Source organism: Arenicella xantha, from assembly GCF_003315245.1.
Classification (GTDB): domain Bacteria; phylum Pseudomonadota; class Gammaproteobacteria; order Arenicellales; family Arenicellaceae; genus Arenicella; species Arenicella xantha.
Genome location: NZ_QNRT01000006.1, coordinates 30,485 through 55,120 on the forward strand (window position 1 = coordinate 30,485; position 24,636 = coordinate 55,120).

General features: G+C 48.2%; 1 protein-coding gene (running past one end of the window). It reads right to left on the reverse strand.

Annotated features, from left to right (window positions below; translation table 11 throughout):
• A protein-coding gene (locus DFR28_RS16795; RefSeq protein WP_147251043.1) for an Ig-like domain-containing protein crosses the window boundary here: on the reverse strand, window positions 1–23,982 show its 5' portion. 14,892 nt of this gene lie to the left of the window's left edge; 23,982 of the gene's 38,874 nt are visible here — the first part of the coding sequence; it begins with the start codon at window positions 23,980–23,982; its stop codon lies off the left edge, out of view.
• Between the last annotated feature and the right edge of the window lie 654 nt (window positions 23,983–24,636).

Below are 24,636 nucleotides of genomic sequence, written 5' to 3' on the forward strand. Positions count from 1 at the left end.
AACGCCATTACCTGCGCTATCTCGGACATCTAGGTCTAGGTGAAAATAGTCAAAATCAGCAGCCATAAGCACCGAGATCTGACGATTTTCCGCAATTTTAGGGCTAGACCTTGGAACACCAAAAGCTGTCGATACCCTATAGTTGAAGACTATATCATTCAGGTCGTTGTAATTATCATCTGCCACGAATTGAATTTGATAGTACCGGCCTTGTGTCAACTTAGTATCCGGTGTAATTGGCTCTAGACTCACTCCTTTTTTGTAGTACGCGGCAACTCCGCGCGGAGCGAGTGTGTCGCGCGCGGTAAAGGTTTGCGAGAACTGCCCAACGCCGTAACCTAAGTCATCAGCCAAATTTCCGGCGACATCTTGCAGGCCGCTCATGGCGATAACATAGCGCGCATTATCGTCAAGCGCCTGATCAGATCGAAGCCGTAAAATTACTTTGTTCGGAGTTGGGTAGACTAATTCAAAGCGATTCGATACATCAACATCAGCCTCATTGTCATAGGTTAAGAACTGTTTGATTACCGTGAATGACGCATTTGCTATCGGCTCATTGAAGGCTAGGCTAAGATTTGTGCCGTACGAATAGGTTTGAATATCCTTGGTCGGCTCGAGAATACGCGGTCTAGTATCATCAATACCATTCAATAAGAGAGGTGTACTAAGTTCAACCAACTCTTGAGTTTGCAAACGCTTGATTACAATCTGATATGTTTGATTAGCTAACACTGGCGGTGAGCGATCGACCAGGATCGATCCATCTACTAAGCGATGTACTAGGCGATATCGGTCATCAGGCACCACTCCGCTGTCAAATGGAATCAAGTAGACGTCGAGATTACCCGTTAAACCAAGCCCGCTTATGAGTATCTGATTGTTACCGCTATCGCTCAAAGACTTGTCATTAACACTGTTAGAGGTCACCACATCTGTCACAGTGATCGCCTGCGAGATTAATACTGCAGCAGGCAACGTCGCCGTGGCGGCAGCCCCCCCTTGATCTATCTGCAGAGTTTTATAGCCCGCAGTCAATTGAGTATCGTTAAAATTGATCTGCTCACCATTTTCGGAGACCGACAACGCACTCGGGTCAAGCTGTGAGTCGCCTAGCCTGAGCGCCGATACTGCGCCCAGTCCCCGCCCCCAAACTTGGTAGTCGATCGCACGACCGGTAATACTGTTGGTCGGAGTAATGTCAAACAAGGTTGCCGCTTGTGTATCAAAAAATACATTAGTGCCGATCTGCCAAGGCAAATCAATATCCACTTCAGCGCCAGTAATCGCCTGCACAGGATTAACCGCCAGTGACAAAGAATAAGTCTGACCTAGCTCGTAGTCGGCGCCAATAACATCAAACAACAAATTAGAGCCAACCGTACTTTGATACCCAGGCAACCGTAATCCGGTTGTTTGAGGAATAACATCAACTACCACACTTCGCCAGTTATCCGTGGCACCACTTATGCTCAGCCGCAGTGACTGCGTCGGCGAACTAATTAGCTTAGGGTTAAGTTGCCATACATTATTGAAAGGCAGGCTAATATTCCAATAGTCCCCTGCTTCCGTTACCCACTCCAACAAATCAGCATCAAATGCCAATTGGGGAGCGGTGTTCGACAAGCCTCCTTGTGTACGGATCTCAGTTAAAGCATCAAGTTGAATCTCTTGCCCAAATCGATTCATATCCAAAATCTGCACGACCGTCTGATCATCTTGAGTCACAGCAAGTAACTCGCCATTGATTCGTGCAGATTGATGCTCCACAAAGGCTTTTCCAATCAAAACATCCTGAGCCTGGCGCTTGAGAGAAAAGGCATTCAACAATTCAATTTCGAACCCGGATCGAATAGCCAAACGCTGATCATCAACTAATAATTCTTCAGCAGCAGCCACAGTGTGCTGATAGCTAGCATCTACCGTGTTGAGTGCGGGAATTGAATAAAAGTCCAGTGACTCGTCGGTCAACACGTAAGCGCCGTTAGCATCAAACCCAATGTCGAGACTGCCAGGAACAGGCATGGCCTCAAGATGGTCGCCCATCACATAAGCACTCAATAGCTGCGGTACACCTGCAGCTTGCCCATTAGCCATAATGATATTGTCGGCTAAGAAAATGTCATTAATCGAATAACCTAGCGCATTGGAAAAGGTGTTGATTAACTGCGGCGAGTACACATTCGAAATATCATAAATCTCTATACGATGCGCCGTGGTGCCGACGACCAATGCGAGATAACTACCATCAATAGCGGCATCAACTATGTGGCCTGCCACAACGCCAGTAGCCAAGGTTTGTGGTAGCTCTGAAGCCGCCGTGGTGGTCAAACGCCAAGCGTCACTCGACGACGAAGAGTCTTTATCCACTAATAGCAACAAATCGCCTTGTCGAAATATCTGCTGCACACCAGTCAACTGCCGATTAGCAAGCAACTCGATCGACAACTCGTTATTGCTAAACAAATCCTCACCCGTGGCCGCATTCGACACGGTAATCGTAAGTTCACCGAGGGTATCAGTTGGTAATTCAAAACTAATCAGATTGGGCCCTTCAAGCACAACGCCACGCGCAAGCACTCCATTAACGTAAACGCGCGTTTGCGGACTAAAGCCAACTCCTTGAATAGCCACACGATCACGACCATTAAAGGTGAAGCGTGTGGTGTCCACTTCAATACCATCTTGATCGGAATCAAATGCGCCAACAGCCTGAATTTGAGGATCCGCTATATAATTAAACGCCGCACGCAAGCTAGCCGACAACGGCCCGTTCTTGACCTCGACTCCCATCAGCACATTGTCGTCCGGCGACAAATCTAACGGAGGTAAAACGAAACGAAGCTGGTTCTCGGTAACACTAACAATCTGGTCATGAGGCACCCTTAAGCCACCCAGAAAAATGTCTGTTTGCGTCGAGAAATTATCACCTAGCAGGGTTATCTCGTCCCCACCGCGCCAGCTTGCAAAACTCGGCTGGACCTCGGTCAGCGCTGGGGCAGTTTGCGCGCTGGCAACAAACCGGAAACTAAAATTAGCACCCAACAGCACACCTTGATTGTCGCGTAATGCGCCAGATAAACGGACTCGATAACGCAGACCATCGGTCCATGGGGCTTGTGGTCGGAAGATCAGATTCGATCCATCACGTGTAGTCTCAAGGCTAACAAAACCACTGACTTTCGCACCATTTTGAAACACTTCGAACAGTGCTCCGCCAAGTTCTTGCACTTGAGTTAAATCAAGGTGACGATTAAATTGAAGAGAAACCGGCGTGTCAGAAGAGACTATTTGTTCCGCTTTGGGCCGCTGCCCAACAATGGTGAGCCGGTCGTTAGCCAGCGTACTAAGCCTACCGCCGAGCTGGGACGCAGCTGACGGTTCAGCAACAGGATTTTCAACCGCCGCACCCTTGACGTAGGGAAATGCACTACCGATATACAAAGCGCGAGGATGGAACGCAAATGTTTGAGCATCACCTTGTACTGAAAAGTAGTTTGCTAGCCCAATAGTTGCATTGTAGTCGCGTTGCAACCAAGCTGAGACATCAAATAATTGTAAGTCACCCTGCCCGCTCACCACATACAAAGTTTGTCCACGCAAATCCAGTTGACGAGCATCGAGACGTCCATTGCGTACCAGATAGGCTAAGTTCAGCGAAGCGACGGGAGTACCACTGGTGTCGTCTAAAGCAAACAGCTCAACTGTGCCACGATCTCCGGTGGCCACGAACAGCAAATCGCCCTGCACCAAGATATCTTGAGGTTTATAGCGCGTTCCTGACGCGGTAGCGGCTGCGATGTCGCGAACGATCTGGTACCGCCCAGACATTAATTCAATTTCGACTAACCGGCGCGAATTTGGCATCGCTGCCCACAGACTGTTACCAGTCAAAAACAGGCGATCTGTGGTACCACGCAATTCGAGACTCGATACCGTTTTAAGCAAACGAAGATCGCGCTGCTCAGTTATCTGATAAATCTGGATGCCACGAGTATCTGATATATACAACAGCTGACCGTCCAGAATCATGTGTCGAGCTGTGCCAGGTAACTGATAAGTGTTAAGTAACACGGGGTCAGCGGCTAAAGTAGTGTCGAAGTGGAACAACTGATCGCCGCCAATCGCAAATAGTTCATTGCCCGCCCCAGTGACAGAGGCAAAACCGCGTGCTCCCAACCCTCCGGTTACATCTATATGGTATGGCTGATTGGTCTCACCAAGTAGCTTCTCAACAATACGCGGGCGCACAGGGTCTGACACATCAGCCACCACTAAGCGGGCAACGTTGGAACGCAATGTCCGCTCTACCTGCCCCGTACTCGCTCCAATCACCTCATACTCCCCACCAGTGATTGAGTACACTATCTGCTCGCCCAAATGAATACCGGAAATCGGACTTGGTTTATCTGGGTCTAGGTCTACGAAACCAGTTGGCTTCGTGGCGTAAAAGTAGTCAACAGGTGAGACCGAACGCTCGCCTGCAAATTGGACGTTTTCCGCGCTAACAGATGCAAATCCGAAACTACCCGACGGCGCCCGAACTCGAATATGTCCACTACTCACAACTTCTAAGTCGCCAGCTAAGGATTCGCCAAACCTTACCGTCGTGTCATGGTTAAAACCACTACCGAATAGCTCAACAATATTACCCCCTTGCGGTGGCCCACGTGTCGGCTGGATGTCATCGATATCGATACGTGGCAACACCACGATACCGCCTTGCTTGACCGCACGTAGTGATCCAACCTCAAGTGTGATTGGTAACGATGCTACGATGTTCGCTAACAGCAAATCGGGCATATCAAAATTGATTTCGCTATCCGAAATCAGCGTGATCGCCGCTTCGGAAATACGCGTCTGTCCAACCCACAACTTAACATCACTTGTGCTGTCGCCAAAACCAGACCCAGTCAACAGCGCCGACTCTGTGCCATCAGCGTGGAAAAAATGGCGCCCTTCTCCAACAGCCGTGACACGCCGTATATCACCTAAACTAGGCCGCGTGCCATCGACAATAGTGTAAGTTACTGACACTGCCTCGAGCAGCGGCGCTGTGCCCAATGCGCGAATATTGTCGTTGACCTCAATCGTAACGCTACCGGTGATACCACTCGATTCAATGAAACGTACTTCAATCGCGGCACCAGCTAAGGTATTAATAGCAGTCAAGCTATAATCAGATTCAGGTACAGGGTTAGACTGCGCGTCTAGCACCGAAATTCCAGCGCGGATTACAGAGTCTTGGGTATTGATTAGGTCAGAAAAATGGATTGATATCGGCTCACCACGCGCTACAATTCCGCCACTACTCGGCACAATATTGCTCACCACTAATGACGGGCTTGGTGTATCCACCGCTCCGCCCCGTGTCCCTATGAACGTGCCGCCAGCATTGGCGAATAGCTCCGCGCCTGGAAAGTCCACGCTATTCCAATATACTGTTTGATAATCACCAGCATCGTCTAACTGTACAACCAACACCTCACGCTCTGTGGTAATAGTTATTTGACCGGTTTGAACGCGCATCGACGCGCTGTAAATTGAGTCAACGCTACCCCGTTCGATTGCATGAGTGCGATGCGTGCCTGTTATTGGGTCATCAAACACCACCAGATGGAGTGAAGAACCGCGTTTTAGCAATACATAAAGCTGACCTTGATGCCATTGAATATCGATGGGCTGGCCGAGCAGATCACCATTATTAAACAACAATGTTGCATAACCAGTAGGTGGACTCAACGTGTCACGGTCGAGGTCATAGAAACGTACGAAACCGGTACCCAAATCGTCGGCAGCCGACATCGCTAAGATACGAGACTGATCATTAACAGTAACGTCGGTGGCTCGATGCCCAGGGATTGGAAAGTCTTCAATCAACAACGGTTGCTCAAGATCGGTAATGTTAACAATCGCTAAGCCACTCTCGCCGTTTGCCATATATACGGTGTTGTCAACGACAGCCAACCCACTAACCGGCTGATCACTGCGTAGCTGAGCGATTCGGATCGGATTTTCCCAAATTCCGATATCAAAGATCTCGAGACCCGCGTTCATCAAAAATCGATTGGCTTTTGTCGGTGAAGCGCCAGTTAACACGCCAGCGAACAAGATATCTTCGCGCACAACTGCGGCACCTAGACGGTGCGGAGGATAGTTTGGAAGCTCAAACCCAAGTCCATTACTAAGTGTGTACACCACTTCGCCAACGGCGATTTCGATACCATTAATTAATAACAATACCTCATAACGTTCAGGGGTTAACACGCCAGGAATTCTAAATTGGAATTCATTAAGCGATATCACATCATCTAATAGCTCAACCTCTGCAAAGCCTAAATCATTGTAAGCCGTGCGTATTTCTTTTCCGCTGGCTGAGCGCATGATGACTGTTGAACCAGGCAAAATAACGTCTTTGGAAGCAGTAACCGTGATGTCGTTGCCCCCTTTTACATCCGCCGTATCGACACTAAGTTTGAACTGAACATCGACCAACTCGTCTGCCAAAATTATGGCACCTGGCACGATGGTATTTAGTTCAGCGTCACTTAGACGCAAGCTATGTTGACCAACACCCAACGGCAAAAGCTCCAAAGCAGACGCCGCAATTTGTAGGGTATTAGAATCAATATAAGCAACTGGAACTGAGTAACCTCCAACTGTCGCTGAAGTATTAGCGCTGAAGCCGTCACCAGTGATGCTTATCACCGTCTGCCCGCCACGATTAAATAAATTGCCAGTCAACTCAGTGACGACGGGTCGCTGCGCTCCAGCGGTCGCAGCGATCAGAGTGTGCGAGAACGGTGCCCACATCCCGGAACCACGTAGATTTTGTGCACCGTCTATCAATACTTGATAGGTCTTGCCCGCATCGCGCTCAAAAGCGATACTAAATTCAAACGCACTCGAATCAGTTACGTCAATGGCCGACACCGTATGTGAAACCACCTGTTGACTGTCCAGATCAATCACGCTAACCACATTGTCCGCCGTTAGTGAATCAATAGCCATCGATTCATTGAACCTAACCGTAAACAACTCTGAATCGGAAATCTTGCCCATCGCATCCACCGATGTATCAACGACAGCCGAGGCCGGCATTTGTAGTGTTCTCAAGCCAGCCTTGTCTGCTCCAACGATCAGCCGGTCTCTAAAAATATCAACCGAATCGGCATTCTCATTGTTTCCAGCTGATATCACCACCGGTTCATGTGGATTGGTGATATCCAAAACGATGACGCCAGCCGAGTCCGCACTGATAAACAGTAAATTACCAAACACGGCTACACGCCGAGCAACCACCGGCTCGTTTTGGAATTGATTTAGATCAACCCTAGTGCGGACTTCAGGTGAATTTTGATCGAATAACTCCACACCTTGCGTGCCGAGAGCGACGATCATAGTTTGACCATAAAACGTTACGTCGAAAACCGTCGCGTCAAAACTAAATACTTTAGAAATTAGTGGGTCATTCAGGTCTACCCCTTGCACCGAATCCGCACCATAATTGCTCGCCTTCGATGCAGTTTCTCCAAGCCAAGTTGCTGGGCATGTCCCCCAAACTGCGCTTTGCCCGCGACCGCCGACGTACAACCAACCGTTATGCGACGCCATCACCTCACCGCCAGCGAACGGTAAGTCCGATGACAGATAAATGGGGTCATCTGGTAGTGCAAAACTGAACTCGCTAAACGATTGAGCAGAGGACAAACCTGACTTACTGGTACACTCTTTAGGCAACTTATCTACATCAGCGGACGACGTACCAGTGCTGAATAAGCTCAAGCCTACCTTTTCAATATCTCGCACGATTCCGCCAGCACTTACAGTATTAAGTATCTGCAATCCATTTTGTTCATTCAAATTAAGACGCGCAACACCACTATTGCCCGCCGCCACATACAGGCGCTTTTGAGCGACTCCTTGCTGATACTCGATGCCTGGTTGAAGTCGCAATGAATCGACTGAAAAATCCAGACTGGCACCATCACCAAGCGACGCCAGCTCTACCTCTTCGGCAGGCGTTAAAGGCGGCTTATCGATCAAATTCTCATTTTCTAACAATTTTGTAAGCAGCTGTTGTCGACGTACATACCGGTCAATTTCAGCTCGCCCTTGCTCACCACTTGGAAGCGTGGGCGCGCCGCCTACCAACAATGGCGACGTGGGACTCTGCACATCAAAACTCGCGGCAAACAAAGACTCATTAAATATCGGTGCACGAAATACATCGTCTGTAGACAGATCACGGAAATATCCAGTGGCCGTAATAGCAACCCCCGTCTGCTGGTCTACATACACGTCTAGTGGATTGACTAAACTGGCCTTAACGTTAGAAAGCTGTCGTAACCCGTAGCCGAACCCCTGTTGCCCGACCAATTGCGTGCTATTCCCATAGCGGTCTTTACCGGTAACTGAATTCAGTCCGCTGACTCCACGAGGGGTAAAGACCTCAATCACATTACTCGATAACACAGTCACATTCTGTACTGGTTGCGAGCCCACTTTGACGCTGAGACCCGACATAACGGTGTTACCAGGCTCAAAACCCGCGCCATATATCGTCACTAATGTGCCGCCGCTAACTGGGCCCCACTGCGGAGCAAGAGAGTCAAAACGAATCGGCTGATCCACTTGCAGACCCGCCCGTAACACGGCAGACTGCCAAATCCCTGAACGCTCAACCATCACCCGAACGTCGTACTGACCAGGCTGCGCTATAGTCGGTAACGCTACAGTGACGATAGCCACACGTGCATCTTCGGCACTCGCTTGAATCGTTGAAACATCGGCCTGCGCATCACCGACAAAGACTCGAACTCGAGAAGCATCTTCAGGTATACCGATTCCTGAAACAGTAATTGATGCTGGCTGCGCGACCGGAACACGTCGCGGCACCACCGCATTCAAACTCAAGGGTTCGACTTGCGACCCACGATATATAACTGGCACCCGTTGATCAAAGCCTAGCGTGTATTGCTGTATGTTGATTTGCTGACCGTCTTGCAACACCGGTCTACTAGCGACTAGTCCGGCTCTGGCGACCACAACCAATCGTTCACCAGAAGACAATACATCTGGGTAGCTAAGCGTTAGCTCCGCATCATTACCGTTTATCTTAACGTTAGAAGGCACAATCGTACCAGCTTCAGAAAACACACTAAAATATTGTGAATTACTCGGATCCTGATCGATTGACTTATTGAACCGCAGACGTATTGAAACATCACCATCAATACCAACATCCAACACACCAGTTGCGGGGTCAATTGACTGTAATTTTAGGATAGCGTCAGGCGTTTCTTGAACTACCCCTAAGCCAAGTGTTGATGAACCACCACCAATCACTGAATATGGCGTGGCTAGCACTGTATCGATTATGTTTCCATCAAAGGCTTCATAGCTATCGACAATGACCGGTGCGGAGGGATTGGTAACATCAAAACTAGTAATTCCCGAAGCTCCCGATGCGACATACAAGGTATTACCGAGTAACGAAATATCTAAGCTTTCTAACGGAATTCGGTGAATAATTTTAGGCCTGCTCAAGTTCTGAATATCTACCACGACCACACCTATTGAGCCCGCTGATAAGTACGCCACTTTTGGCCGTGGGTTAGCAAGGTTCACCGCTTCAACAAGCACTTTGCTGGCGGGAATATCTAACGATGCGCGCACCTGCAGTCCGTCATTGGTGGTGCGTTCAATAACATGAAATCCGCCAGCTCCGACCACTTCACTGTCTACTAAACGGTTATTGGCTAAATCGAACTCGCCGCCTACCGCTAGGTACATCGATTGCGCTATATCGAGTTGCTCAACTCTTGCTACATCAAGAGCCGCTCTGCCGCCCGGCAACTTCAAACTATCAGAAAGATAAGGCTTGCTATGCAGAAACGCATCTACAAAACCTATCCCACGCTCGGCCATAGCTATCACGGCTTGGTTATTCTCTACCTCTATACCTTTAGCGAAATTAGCACCAAGTCGAGTTTCACTAATTAGGGTGTATGAGGAAATATCCAGTGAGTCTATCGAATAAATAAACAGTTTGGCATCTGCGGCCATCGAACCGATTTTCGCCGCGGTTACAAAAATACGGTCATTGTTACGTTCAAAAAACAGATCGACACCTAGAGCTGCATAACCAGACGGTAAGGCTATGCGAGTTTCAATGCGGTCATCAACTCCATCGTCGTTACGATCGATTAACTCACGTAGCTCGTCTGGGTTAGTCACGTCATTAACATCGGCCGTAAAAGTAGACGAGTTAATGTTAAAAATGACAACACCCCCACTACCCGCAGCGGCCACTGCATACATACCATTAGGGTCGATCGCAAAATCATAAAAATGATCAGACTTATCTGTAGTGATATTAGTTTTGACGGGCTGTAAATAAGTAAATACGTCGGCTAACTCAGCTTGTTGATTAGAGGTCTCAACACGTATTGATGCACTCCCTAATTGGCCTGGTGGTGCCACAAACTCGACAGTCTGAGAATCCAATACCTTCACCGAGTTGTGGTCAGCCGCTTTGCCATCCACGTAAACTCGAGTCTGCATCGCCCCAGCCTGAAAACCACGCCCACGCAAGGTTACCCGCGTGCCGCCGACTACCGAACCCTCCGCTGGCGAAATTGATTCTAAAACTAGCCGCTCAAGGTACAAAATTGCGCCAACTAAGCTTACTAGCCGCCCATCGGCATTAACCAGTTGCACGCTCGCGGGGCCAGCCAAACTTGCTGGCACACGCACTTGATATTCGAACTTTCCACCACCGAGGTCAGCACTACTAACCACTTGGGCTGCTTCCCCAGAGACTGAAAAAACCGGATCTTGGGCATTGCTCGTGACGATCGTTACTTGTCCCCCAGCGATGTCAACAACGCTAGGAGTGATTGATAAAATTTCTGGTTTCTGGCCAACCGAGCTCGCCGTGGTGAAATCAATATCCAAGTCAAATAAACCAGTAACTCGCCGCCCGCCGTCACTTGGTTCGGCCATTAGACGCAAGGTGTAGTTTGTATTCGATAACAAGTCGTCATTCGGCTGCACTCGCAGCAAGCTCGAATCAGTTGGATCAACATCAATAGCAACATCCACCAAGCTACCGTCGCTGCTGCCATCGTTTTCAATTAAGGCTAGATAGCGTGCTAAGTATTGCTGCGCCGACTGACCATCAGGAATCACGATTGGACGATTAAATTTCAGCTCAACAGCTTGATCTACACCGACACCACGCTCATTTTGCTGAGGAAATGTCGACACCAAATCCAGCGTGAAAGTATCAATCAACTTAATAGTCGACTGTTCCCCCGAGATCGCGACCGTCGCGACAAAGCCATCTTGAGAATGTATATGTGGCCAACGGTCGAGTGAATAGCGCTGATAATCCACGTGCTCATAAACAGCATTCATCAACAACAACGAATCCTGCAGAGTCACAGCAGCTTGCCGACTCGCATCAAATAGGTTTAGGTATAGCTGCGACGGCGATTTCGTTGGCCCTTGAACAAAATTTAGTGAATCAAGCGCCGTCGCCGAACCGCCGAGAGCTAACACGCCTCCGGGTAAACTAAACCCATTTGCGTGATATTGGCTCACCTGGCTAGAATTCAGTATATTCGAGTCATCCAAGAGGCCTACGCCCTCGGCATAGAAAGCAGTACCCTCTAACGTGTCTAAGCCCAATAGTTCAGGTGCCATGCTTACCATTGGATAGTCAACGACTTGCGGTGTACTTGGTTTACTCAAGTCAAAGACAGCACGACGGTAGCGCGGACGATTACCTGCTCCAGGCATTGTTGCGACCACCGATAGATAATCACCGACTATGCTAATTGATTTGGCATTTAGGCTCTGCGGAGCACCGTTTGCGACGAATTCTTTGAGAGTTCTTATTACTGTTGGTTGTGCTGGATCGGCTAAACTAATGAGCACAATCCCCTCAACACCGGCATTTGCAATCAACAATTTGCTATGCACTAACATCTGACTCGGCGGTTCACTGACAGGCAGAGGAATGCTGTAGCGAATATCACGATCTTTAGAAAGTTCACTACCACTCGGGACACGTGTCTCCTTGTCATAGACTAAAAGCCAGTTAGCGTCTTCATAAGCAGTTTCAATCAGAGGAAAATGCATACCTGCAGCCGTTACGTAGACGTGCTGTTCGCCTAATACTAACCCTGCGGCGTTTAGGTCTTGAGGTAAATCGAAGTACCCCACCCCAACTGCTGGACTCGAACTCAAGCCCTGACTTTGCTTATAGCTAAGCAACTCCAACCAGCTAGGTACAATATATTGACGCAGCGTCTGGTGGTTCTCCACATTACTGGGCACAGGTACGTTCTCACCTACCAATGGTGCACCACGTCCCAACACATAGATTAAATCCAACTCCGTATCGGCAGCCAAACCGACCACTCGGCCGGACGGCAACTTACCGGCTTCACGAGAAATACCAGATGGCAAACCGTTGGCTATTCGCTCTAACTCGTCACTAATTTCCGTAATAGTTCGACGTGCAGACAAATTGATCTCGGCATTGGCCGATAAATTACCATAAAACAGTGCTTTTGGAGCGTAGTAAAACCGACCTCTCGAGTCGCGTATTTCAACGTCAATAAAGCCGCGAAACTCTTGCCCAAAGCTTGGAACCACCCAAGCCATTCGTTCTGCTGATTCAACATGAAGCGCATCACTGGAGGCAAACTGCTCACCCGCCAACTCTGGGTTTCCGCTCGGGTACGACCGCAGTACTACGTCTTGATTAAAACCATAACCAATAATCTCGACCAAGTCACTCTCGCCTACTTGGCTTATATCTACGACCGACGGCGTAATAAACGATATTTGCAATAGGTCCAGATAGGTATAGGCACCAATCACTGAATCCTCTAAACCCATTTCAGTGACTACCCTGACAGCTGCCGGTCCGGCAACATTGGGTACCGTGGTGGCGGTAATGCGATCAAAGGGTATTAGTTCAGTAGCTCGCTCATAGCTATCGATTACCAGCTTGAGCCCACCGAGGTAGATATCAGGCTGGTCACCAAAATGAGAGCCGCTTATTACGATACTTTGACCGCCTTCGATAGAGCCGGCATTTGGCTCAATCGCAGAAATATTTGGGCTTTCTGAACGTCCAGCCACAGACGTAAAAAAGGAGAATCGGTAGTCTGCGCTGAGAGCATTACCAGTAATCGGTGACAAGCCCTGCTTTATAACAACGACATACTGCATGTCAGCGTCGAGTTCGTTGTTTGATACAATCTGGATAAATCTAGATTCTGACGCACTGTCTGATAATTTGAAGGCCACGCTGAAATTGTCAGTAACGCGCTCCCCTACCGCATAGTTCCCTTGCCCGTCCGGAACTATCGCGCCTCTATAAACATCAACAAAGTCTTTTATGTCTGCGGTACTCGGTACTAACGCAGAAAGCTCGACCTCAATCAGCGGCAAATTCGTCTTAACAACTCGCTCATCACGGCTCGGAGTATGGTCAACTACTGTCAGTTCGGTAAACTCTATTCGATTAATACCGGCCTTACCCGCCGCAGCTTGAATAGCACCGCGTGCTAACGCAAGATCTCGCACCGCAAAATTTGTATCGTCGGCATGCCGAATAATCACCGCTGGCACGGTAGCATCGACCTCCGGTAGCCCCCATCGCTCAAGGTCAATTATTTCGATTATAGTTTGTGCCGGTGAATCTTCTTGATCTGAGTAATAGACACTTGCATAAGCCTTAGTTCCAACAATTTTTACGTCATAAACGCCATCGCTAACAAGATCTTCACGATTTGGCTCGAGGGCAATAGTTCGCTCCATCAATAAATTGAATGGGTCAGATATATCTATCACGTTAAGCTGTGATACTCGACCCGAGCCTGACATATCTGTTACGTACAAGCGGTTCCCGACTATTTCCAGACGGTTGGCGATCCCGAGTGTATCAATAACATCAATAATAGGTAAGTTGGGATTGGCTATATCCACTACCACAACGCCCTCAGCAGAAGCCGCAATATAGGCATAGTTATCCTTGATTTTGACATCCCGCGCAAAGCCATTAGGCTTAATAAACCCCAATTTATAAGGGTCGGCAATATTCGAAATATCAAATACCTGAACTCCACCGTGCCCATTCGCTACGAGCACTAGGTCATCTTTTCTATCAAGTCCAAATGCCTCTGAAAAAGGTAGATCAGCACGCCCTTTTAGTAAATACGGTAATCCAAACTGGCCATCAGCATTTTGGTTGGTGAAGATCAGCAGCTCTCCACCAAAATTTTCAGTGTGAAGGTTCTCAGGTCCAGCCGCCTCTGAAATATCACTAAGAAGTGAGATTACGAATGGCGACGTGTCGTCGCTTGTAGCGAGTGGGTTTTGAACCCCACTTTTAGCTGCCAACACGAAGTTTGCATCCGTGTGGATATTAGAAATCGTACCAGCAAATATCTCTGAATTGCCTGCCAGTAATGGTGAATAAACCAGCACGTCACCATTATCTTCAACCGACTCGTTCATGTCGGAAAGAAACAAGCCTGTACATTCAATACATCCATCCGCATTGCTTCCGACCGAATGACCACCAAATAAGTCTTCATGGCGACTTGGGTCATGCGTCGACCAAGCACCAACTACCGCACCTTCTCGAGTTGGGCTGACAAACTGTTCCACCGCCGTGTAATACACACTTTTCATTATTTCTTCGCGCGGCGGCAACATCAGCCCAGGTGGTGGCTTGGGTGCAAAAAAACGACGTTCAGTAACCCGCGCTCCAACCTCATGAAAAGTGCTTTCTTTTGTCGTATGGTCTGGCGTAGACACGCTCGTATCAATACGCACACGTTCTCTAGTTCGGCCGGTACGACGTAGCACGGTGTCATTACTAAAATTGGCCCAATAGACAAAGTAGTAATTATCGGGATCACTAACTGGCAGGTTCGGTCGATCTAGCACAGAATCATTACGCACAAGTTCAACAACCACCTCGTTCGTCGAGCCGTCACTAATAGGACGCCAGACACCGTCGGGGTCCTGCGCCTCTCGGATTAATCGCATTTCAACGAAACGATCTTCATCAGCGCTAATATCAATCACTGACACCGCCAACACCAAGTCATCTTGTGCTGCGGTTAATATGTCATTATTTAGGGGCGCCAATACCGCTAATTTGGGCGCGACAGTATCGTCAATTCGGCCCAAGTTAATCACTTTCGATTGCCCAGGTTGGTTGCGCACATCGTAAGCAATAGCTTGTAATGTAAATCCATCAACATCTATCGGCGGTTCGATTGTTGCGCTGTAGTAACGCTCGCCTACCGCCAAGTCAGCGTTGGTAGCTTCGTTCTGATATACCGTCTCCACCAATTTATCATTGAGGTAAAACTCAACTCGATCAACGCCGTCAAACCCCAAGTCGTCGGCAACCTTTGCGGTAACCTCAAGTTCCTGCCCATCAATGATCACTGAGCCTTCCAACGGAGTCACAATTTCCGTGATTGGCGGCTGATCCTTAGTAATAGTCAAGATCTTAGTCTTACTCTCGTCGATTAGCGAGGTATTAGCGTCTAAGTCCACTGCGCTAGCACGAAACGCCAATTGCTGACCAATCGCACCAACGGGCGCTGTCACAGTAAACTGGAATGGCGCAGAGCCGTCAGTAGCTCCCGCGACAAACTCCATCGACTCTAGATTGCTGCCCGACGCCTGATACAACGTCACGCTGTCTACTCCGACTTCAGGATCTGTCGCCTGTACCTCGACCAAGAATTCACGCCCTTCGGTAATCGTATCGAGATTACCGAAGCTGTTTCCTTGGTTATCCAAAATTCGAATGGCTTCGATCTGCGGCGGCGAATTTTTAACCAAAACCAGCGGTTGATTCACTACCGTTTGGTTGCCCGCGCCATCCTGTGCCGTGGCACGGAATTGAAGTGCTAATTGATTTGGCAGAGTACCGCTATCAGCTAAATACCCAGCAATTGAATCAACGCTCACCCCACCGAAATATGGTGGTGATATTAGTACGCTTTCGCGCACGACCTCGGTCGCATCGAACTCACCATTTTGGTCAATATCAGCAAATAAGTTCAATCGTAGCGAGGTAACCCTAACATTGTCATCTGCTGTAATGTTGTACTCAAAACTACGTTTTTCAGCAACCGTCGGTATCACATTATTGACCACGGTAGGACTAATAACCGTCAAAGTTGGAGACTCACTATCGGCCTCGACAATTAGTGAAACAACGTCGCGAGAACTCACCGTACGCGGTAAGGCAGGAGATCTCAGTTCCGTGACACTAGCAGATAACGATAGAGGCTTACCTGCTTGACCATAAGGCACTTCAACAAAAAACTCGTAAGGAAATGTAACGTCAGTAAACACCTTATCACCGCCAACTAAGCCGTTTACGGCAAGTGTCACTTTATCAATACCCACGTCATCTATTGCATTGGCTTGCACTAGGAGGAACTGCCCTTCAGTGATGCGCGATCCATCAATCGGTGCGGCAATAGTCACCTCAGGCGGCACATCACCGACTAACTTTGTAACAACGGTTTTTTCGACTATATGGTTATCAATATCGCTAGCATCATTGCCAAAGTTGTCCTGTGCGCGAACTTTGATAACAATCCGGTTTTGACTCGGATCATCCGTATTCAAACTCGGCAAGCGATAACTAAACCCGTACGGCGGCTGGTACAACGTTATGTCACCACCTGGAAGTGGTTGTTCGAGGTTTTCAGGACCGGCTAGAACTTGGAGTTGCAAGCTATCAATGCCGACGTCATCGTATGCGCTGACATTGATCTGGAGGTCTGTCGCCTCGACCACAGAACTATTATTAAGTGGCGTTAAAACATCTACTACGGGCGGCAAATCGTCACGCACAGGAAAACTGATTTCACGACTTCGCTGGTTATTCGATGCGTCCCGCGCTAATACCCGAACCCAAATATCGAAGCGCTCTACAGCATCGCGTTGAAGCCCGCTAAACCGTTGTAATATTTGGCTTTGCCGCTCTGTATGCAACAGCTGTTCATAAATCAACGTGTCTATATTATTGGTAGTAATGGGCTCATGATCTATGTCTTGTATGTTCGTAATAGTGCGTAACGGAACATCAAAATCCAATTTTTGATAATCACCATTTTTCAATAACACTCCATACGATTTTGAAAACTCAAGCTGGGTAACCTTGACGTTGTCAAAACCCCGATAGCGTACCGTGAAATCCGAATTCTCTGGTGGCCCATAACCGACCGTTGGGCTAATGATCGCTATTTCCGGATTAATCTGATCTGCAGCACCAATAAAAGACACCTCATGGATTGCCACTGCGCCTTCTGAGTCCTTAATCTGAGCCGTTAAAACTATGTTCTCATTTAACCGAACTAACCCACTGGGTATATTGAAGATAGCGACTTTAGCTAGAGAGTGCGGGCTAGTGCTACGCCCGTAATCTTGCGCGACTTGCACTGAATATTTATCTTCAAATGCGTCATAAATTGAATCAAATGCCGAGTTGATGGCCGCATCACTGGGCTCAGATAAAGCGTCACCTCGCACCGTCAACTCCACGCCATCTGCGAATAGACGTAAAAGACCAGTCGGTAACGGTCTATCGTCCGCCGCCACCACGCCCACTTCGATATTAAATGTACCCGCTACAATCAGCTGGTCGGGCGCGGGCGTGGTAATACGTATCTCTGGAGCCACGTTAGCCAATGGGTGAATCAAGAAACGTCGACGAGATACGTTGCCCGTGTTGTCTTCAACAGTTACTTCATACTGGGTTGGTTCTGACCCAGTGAACGAAATAATTTTCGAAACCGAGGGCACAAACTGAGTCGGCTTAGCGGGGCAGCTATGAGAAAAGTTAATCTCGTGCAGTAGCTGGCGCTCGCCGTCTCGCTTAATTTTCTCGAGTGCATACCGAACTAGACCAGCGTCATCACGGATTGACGCTTCAAGCGCAAAACGCTCTCCAGTACGCAACCAAAACTCGCCATAATTAACTCGGTCAGGCGAAGTCAACTCGGTTTGCACAGCACCATCAATGCTATAGCTGGTAAATTTGGTAAACGCTAATTCAGGATTTTTATTCTCGGCTATGGTTAAGTTAACTGATGCCGCAGCTTGACGTTGAGAAGGATCTGTTGCTACTACTGACAAATTAATTTCACCAGCCAAACTAGTCGCCGGAACGGTGTATAGAAACACGTAAGCGTCTTCGCGCTGCACGATACCTACGCGCTGAGCCACTAAGCCATTATTATCGCTGAGTGACAAATCGCGAACTGACAAGGAATCATCTTTTGCAAGCACAGATACTTCAATCGTCTGACCCGCTACCACCGCAGTACCATCGACTGGAGATACTACAACCAACGAGGGATCGGCGGCATCAATACTAAGCGTCTGATCGAATAACTTCAGCGGCGTTATCGGGCCTCTCTCCTCGGCGAAACGATCACTGCCCGCCGCATACAGCTCAACTCGATCAATGCTTGAATCAACCGGGCTTTGAACATAGTGATTACTCCGCACCTCAGCACCACTAATCGGCAACAACCACGGCACATCAATAAACGCTCTGTGACCGGATACACCCGCATCATTGACAATCAGTTGAAGTCGATCGTTACGGTTAACCTGATGATCATCTTGATTAAGTTCGAAATCAAAGACTTGTGGCTGTTCCGATTTTATTACATCAATACGCTGTAGAAATAATTGTTCTGGCGGCACTCCAACCACAATAGGTGTAACGACAATTCGACCAGCGTAGGCCGAATACTCCAGCAAATTTAAAGTTCCATTGCTACTAGTCAGGTCACTGGCCGATTTTATGACCTGCTGATGAGTCACTACGCAAGGATCATTCGAATAAATATCAACTTGGTAATCAACTGAATATCCGTTGACAACAAGTTTAATGGTGTTGATTTCCTGTGCTGGTAATACTTCAATCTCGCTTTGAGATGCTGAAAAATGCCAGAAGGGTTTGCCGTTAAGCAATAACTCCCCACTGTTATCAACAGCTTCAGGATAGCTAAAAGACCACCAATGCCGATGACTATTTTGCTCTACGTTCAGTGCTAGATTACGACCTTGTTGACTGCCCATTTCTGACAGCGAACTGTAGAGTGTAGCCAAGTGATTCTGACTACTCACAGCCAGATCATCAACCGTTTCTAAACGAGAGAATAAGTGCTGCCCTTTTAGTGCTATTGGCTGAGGGCTACGGCCCAACAAACTTATATTAGGCGCACTATCTGGCAACACCTTGATCAACTTACTTTCACTAGCCGTATTACCAGCAGTGTCGACGGCTGTCACCACAATCCTTAGCTCCAGACCCTCATCGGGGACTGGAGAATATAAATTAAGATCTAACCAATCCGCCTCAAATATATCAACGATGTCACGATCTAAGCCCTGCTCCGACAAAAGCACTCGCGTCTCACTGTCGATCAACGACACTGAGTAAGACTCAATCGCCAAATTATCTTTGATCTTGGCCGAAAGATTTATTTTCTGGCGCTCGACGATATCTAAAGGAGGCGAGTCAATACTAATAACCGGAGGCTCATCATCCGCCTTGATCATCAACTTAACCGTGCGCGTCTCTCGAGTGTTAACGCCATAGTCGCTAGCGCGAACTTCGAGATCAAAGGCTTCACCGGCACGCGAACTCAGATTTTTCGGCACGCGAATCCGACCTTCAAAGTCAGCATAATGTCGCTCTGCGGCAACTATTGAACCAAATGAACCTTCATTAGCCACACGAATCTGTTCAACTCGATCACTACGTGTGAAAATTTCCCATTCCAGCGGAATTGAATCGCTATCGTCAACCAAAAATACTCTGATTTGGTCGATCGCAACATTGTCACTAGCAACGCCTGTCATTACAAATGCATCACCAGGATACAAACTTAGATCCGCGTCTGGTTTCGAGTAAGCAACTTCCGGCTTTTCTGTATCTTGCTGCACATCAAGTGCAACAGTAACCTCTTCAGTTAACTCGTTATCATCAACAGCCTCAACGCCAATACTCAGTGCGTCACCCAAGGTCAAGCTCGGCGCTCTTAACACAGCGGTAAAATATCCCCCCGCTGCCATCAATGCATTGGCCTGATTAGCTGAATAAGTCTTAACAACTTGTTTTACGCCATTTATCTGCTTAAAAACTTCGACGGACTGTAATGCGCGATTATCATTTACTAGCGCATTCACGGTGACTCGTTCACCTTCGATTACCCGTAAGCCCGCAGATGGTTGCCGAATCGAAATCGTCGGCTTCTGGTCTTGTGCTACAGGGTACGTTGCACTTGTAGACGCCAAGTTACCTTGAACATCAGTAGCTTCGATTTGAAGCGTTACCTCAGGCACATCTGGAATTAATAAACTTACTGTGTGTAGCTGGTTCTGCCCACCCAGCGACACATCGGTTAGCAGCTGACCTTCATAGCTCACTACAACACTAGCCAGACCACTCTCATCTTTGAGTCTAAGCGTAAAATCTACGTCGTCGCCAACATATAATAAGCCCCCTGGTGTTGGATCAAATACCGCTGCAAGCGGACCATTGTTATCGGCGACTATCGACATTTCTGCACTTGCTACTTCCGACTGCAACCCCCGACCGTCGGTTGCGGTTATGTCTATTGTCAAAATCTGATCAGCATTGGGTACTGGGGGAACCAACGTTGCTAAATCAATTGCCTCAGAGCGCTGAAGTGTCGGCATTCCTTGCAGCCCAGTCGCCGCTGATTGACTAACCGATGCAACGATTTGATCGCCCAGTTTGTATTCAATTTCATAAGCCTCAACTGACCTGTCATCACGCATTAACACGTCGAAATGAACTTGATCTGTGCTGTAGTACCGCGTTCGGCTCGGCGTAATACTCACTACCTCAGGAGGTTGGTCAGCATAAACGCCAATAACCACATCAACGATGGAGCTATTGCCTACGTCGTCAAATACCTCAACCTCAATCGGGTAGCGATTAAACTCGCCCGCTTGAGACACATCGAAGGCGGGCGCTGTCACTAATTGCAAAGCACTATACGCACGCAACACACCAGGAATTTGCTCAATCGGAAAATCATCTCCGCTCAGCATATCGCTTTGATTTCCGGTAAGGAGATAGCGACCGTTGCCGAGCGCGGCCACACCGCGGGCTTCGGCACGAACCGCGCCGACATTGTCAAAACCTGTGACTTTTAGGACAAATTCGCTTAGCTCAATAACACTCGCTATATCATCACCACCGTCAGCACCAGATAATGTTGGAGAGCTAATATTAACGACTGGGGGCTCTTCGTCTTGACCAAGGGTCACCGAAACCGTATTACTCTGAGCACGCTGTTCAGCAGAGTCAAAGGCTACAGCGTAGACCCGCAAAGCTTGAGCTACTTGAATATTTTCGGGGGTCTCATAAAGGTAAGCATATGGCGCTACTTGGTCCGCCCCCACAAATTGCTCATTAACATAGAATTCAACTCGATCAACTGCCAGATCATCAGATGCGTTTGCACGTAACTGAAGCGGCAGACCTGAAACAAAAGACGCACCTTCAACAGGGTTTGACAAGGCCACCGTTGGCGGCTGGTCTGCCTTCACCGGCACGCGCACCAATGATGACATATTAATTTCCTGATGATAGTCGGTAACGCGGGCTTGCAGGCGCAACGTACTACCAATGTCTTCGGCGCTGAGAGGACGGCTGAATCGAATAACCGTCGACTGAGTATCTAAACCATTACCCACAAAATCAGGGTCGGCGTATTCTCTTGTTGCGTAAACTTCTCCGTCAATCAAAAGCTCAACCAAAGTCCCAAGACTCAACGTTTCATCACGCACTTCAACTGCAATTTGCAACTCGCCACCGGCCGTAGCTTGACTATCGGAGCTCGGCGATAAGATACTGACCGTCGGCGGTCCATTCTCCACTACACGAACCAACTTAGATGGCGCAGCTTCGGCACCGTTTCTCACATTAACTTGTGCTCCAATCGCAAGCGATGTTTGAGTTGTTGCAATATTCGGCAAATTAACGCGAGACTGCCACAACTCAAACATCTCCTGCGCTGGCGTACCACTAGTACCCACTGCATCCCGAATCTCGATTAAGGGATAGGTAGCAGTGTCAACTTTAGCCCCATCAAAAAAGAAATCGACGCTCTGAATACCACTGCGTTGTGCCACATCCGGCAGCAGCCCTAACGATGACTCCACCTGCATGACAAGTGGCGAAGACTCGACCATACGCTGGCCATTGAGCGGCCTCGAAAATGTGTAAGAAGGAATTGTGAAAGACGGAGCCGACACTACCTGTACCACGCTGTCATCAGAGCGATATACCTGCCCAGCACTATCAGTAGCTTGCGCACTAACGACAAGCGATCGCCCCTCTAACTGAGCTGATATCGGCAAGGTCAATTCATATGGCTCACTCTCTATAGAGCCGACTAAGGCGCCATCCAAGTAAAACCCAACTTCCTTTACCCCGACATCGTCATCGGCCTGCGCGCTAATCCGCAAGTCAGTCTCAGATACTACCGACGCCGGTAAACTAAGCGTTACCGAAGGTAGCGCATCTAGCGCCGCGACAGGCACGACCAAACTTAAGTCAGCCAGCGATATCTTTACACTCGCGGGGCTTTCCTCAGCAATTGCCACACTGGCACTGAGTTCTTGCCGCCGATTTTGTTGTAAATAACTTACGGAACCTTCGTCGATAGCCATTAATGGAGCAGCAATACCAGCGAGAGAGGTACGCGAGCCATCACTAAATACGCCTTGAATCTCTGGTAATGCGAAAAAGGTGTTCAATCGAGGAAGAACAAACGGCACACCAGGCTCTAGCCCCTTAACAGCGAGGCCTTCCAATTGTTTATTAAAATCAACTAAAACTGGGACCTGAACGCTAGGTAATCCGTCATAAGACACCGTAATAGCAACATCGACACCGTCAGTGGGCTTGATTGGTCGTAATACACCGGCCGGCGACACTGAAACATAATCTTGATCAGATGACTGATAACTAACGCCGTTGCCGGCTCCAGCTAGAGGTACTAAACCACGGAATTGAAAATCAACCGACGGAACGATCACCGGTCGCTGAAGTGCATTGGTGATTGTAATCCGTGTATCTGAGACTACCAGAGCATTGGCTTGTTCTTGAATAGAATCGCCGGCAAATGCAACAGTCGAAATAGACTTCTGATTGCCATGTGCATCAACCACTGCAATATCCAGCAGTATCACCGCATCAAATGCGATCTCATCGTTGCTTAAACTCTGGTTCAACGGCAAAACGAACACGAACTCAGTCTGCCCTTCTACCTGAGGCACTAATCGAATTGACGTATCGGTTCGGGCAAAAGCATTACGTTTCGCCTCAAACACTACGCCACCACTCGAGCGCAAATCAGACGCGCGAATTCCGGCGACATCAAATGTCAAATAAGCAATATCAACATCATCATCGGCATCAACATGTACACGTAACAACTGGGCGTCAGGCGGGCCAACAATCTCTACTCGATTGAAACTTAGAGATGGGTCGCTATTGTTCTCAGTAAACGTCTCGGTGAGTACTTCGACAACATCGTCTCGACGCTCCACGCTGACCACAGGAGAAGCCCCGCGTGGCAGCAGTGTTGGAAATCCGACAGAGCAGGAGTCAGTGTGATGAACGTCACTAACAAGCTCTGATAGCTCAATAGAAGTCAACGCCTCAGAGCTACCAACTTTAAGCGCAACAAGCGATGAACAAGCGCCGATGTTAGCTGTATATGGCACGCTGCGAGATCCACTCTGGTCAGCCCCCAATACTGAGGTATCTGCCACTCGAATATCCAACTGAGCAGAAGCCGAGCTGAGATACGCTAATAGCAGTGCAAACACCGCATACCGTGCTCGCAAACAATAATTAAAGGGACTCAAACAGCGCATAATCCCTTACGATAAAAATCCAAATCCTGCCTTCCAGAGCTCGAAGCTCGGCGTAATTAGAGTTGACCAGAATGTAGGGGTCTTACTCAACGTCTAAGTGGAAGACGAAAGATATTCTAAACTTTCGTTAATGTCAAAGGCTCGCTAAATTAGATTTGATAGTTCACACAACCCATTGTTTTATATGAAACATCAATTACTACAGTAAATTCTACGTACTCATAACTTCATAAAAGTTAGATAAAGGTCTATTAATCCAGCAGCAACATTAATGCCTTATATCGGATAAAATTGGCCCATGAATGGTGTCCAACACTACTAGAGCGGACACCAAACAACGCCAAGCAGGATGCTCCTTAGCCAATCGAAAACTCGCTAAGGTACTTCTTGAATAGCTAACAATTGCTGATGCTAAACACTTAGGTCGACCCCAGTTCGGACCAATAATTTGCGACGCTAATCGTTCGATCTCGCATCATACCTATTGAGGAGCGAGTAGAACCGCCGCCATTTTTATAGCTTTTCACCTACGCCACTCCCATCCATAAGCAATAATTTATTTAAATCGAACTAAGTCAGACAATCTAAACAATATTGACATTCTCGCTAACACTTTTGAAAAACACTTATTGCCGCCGCAATTAT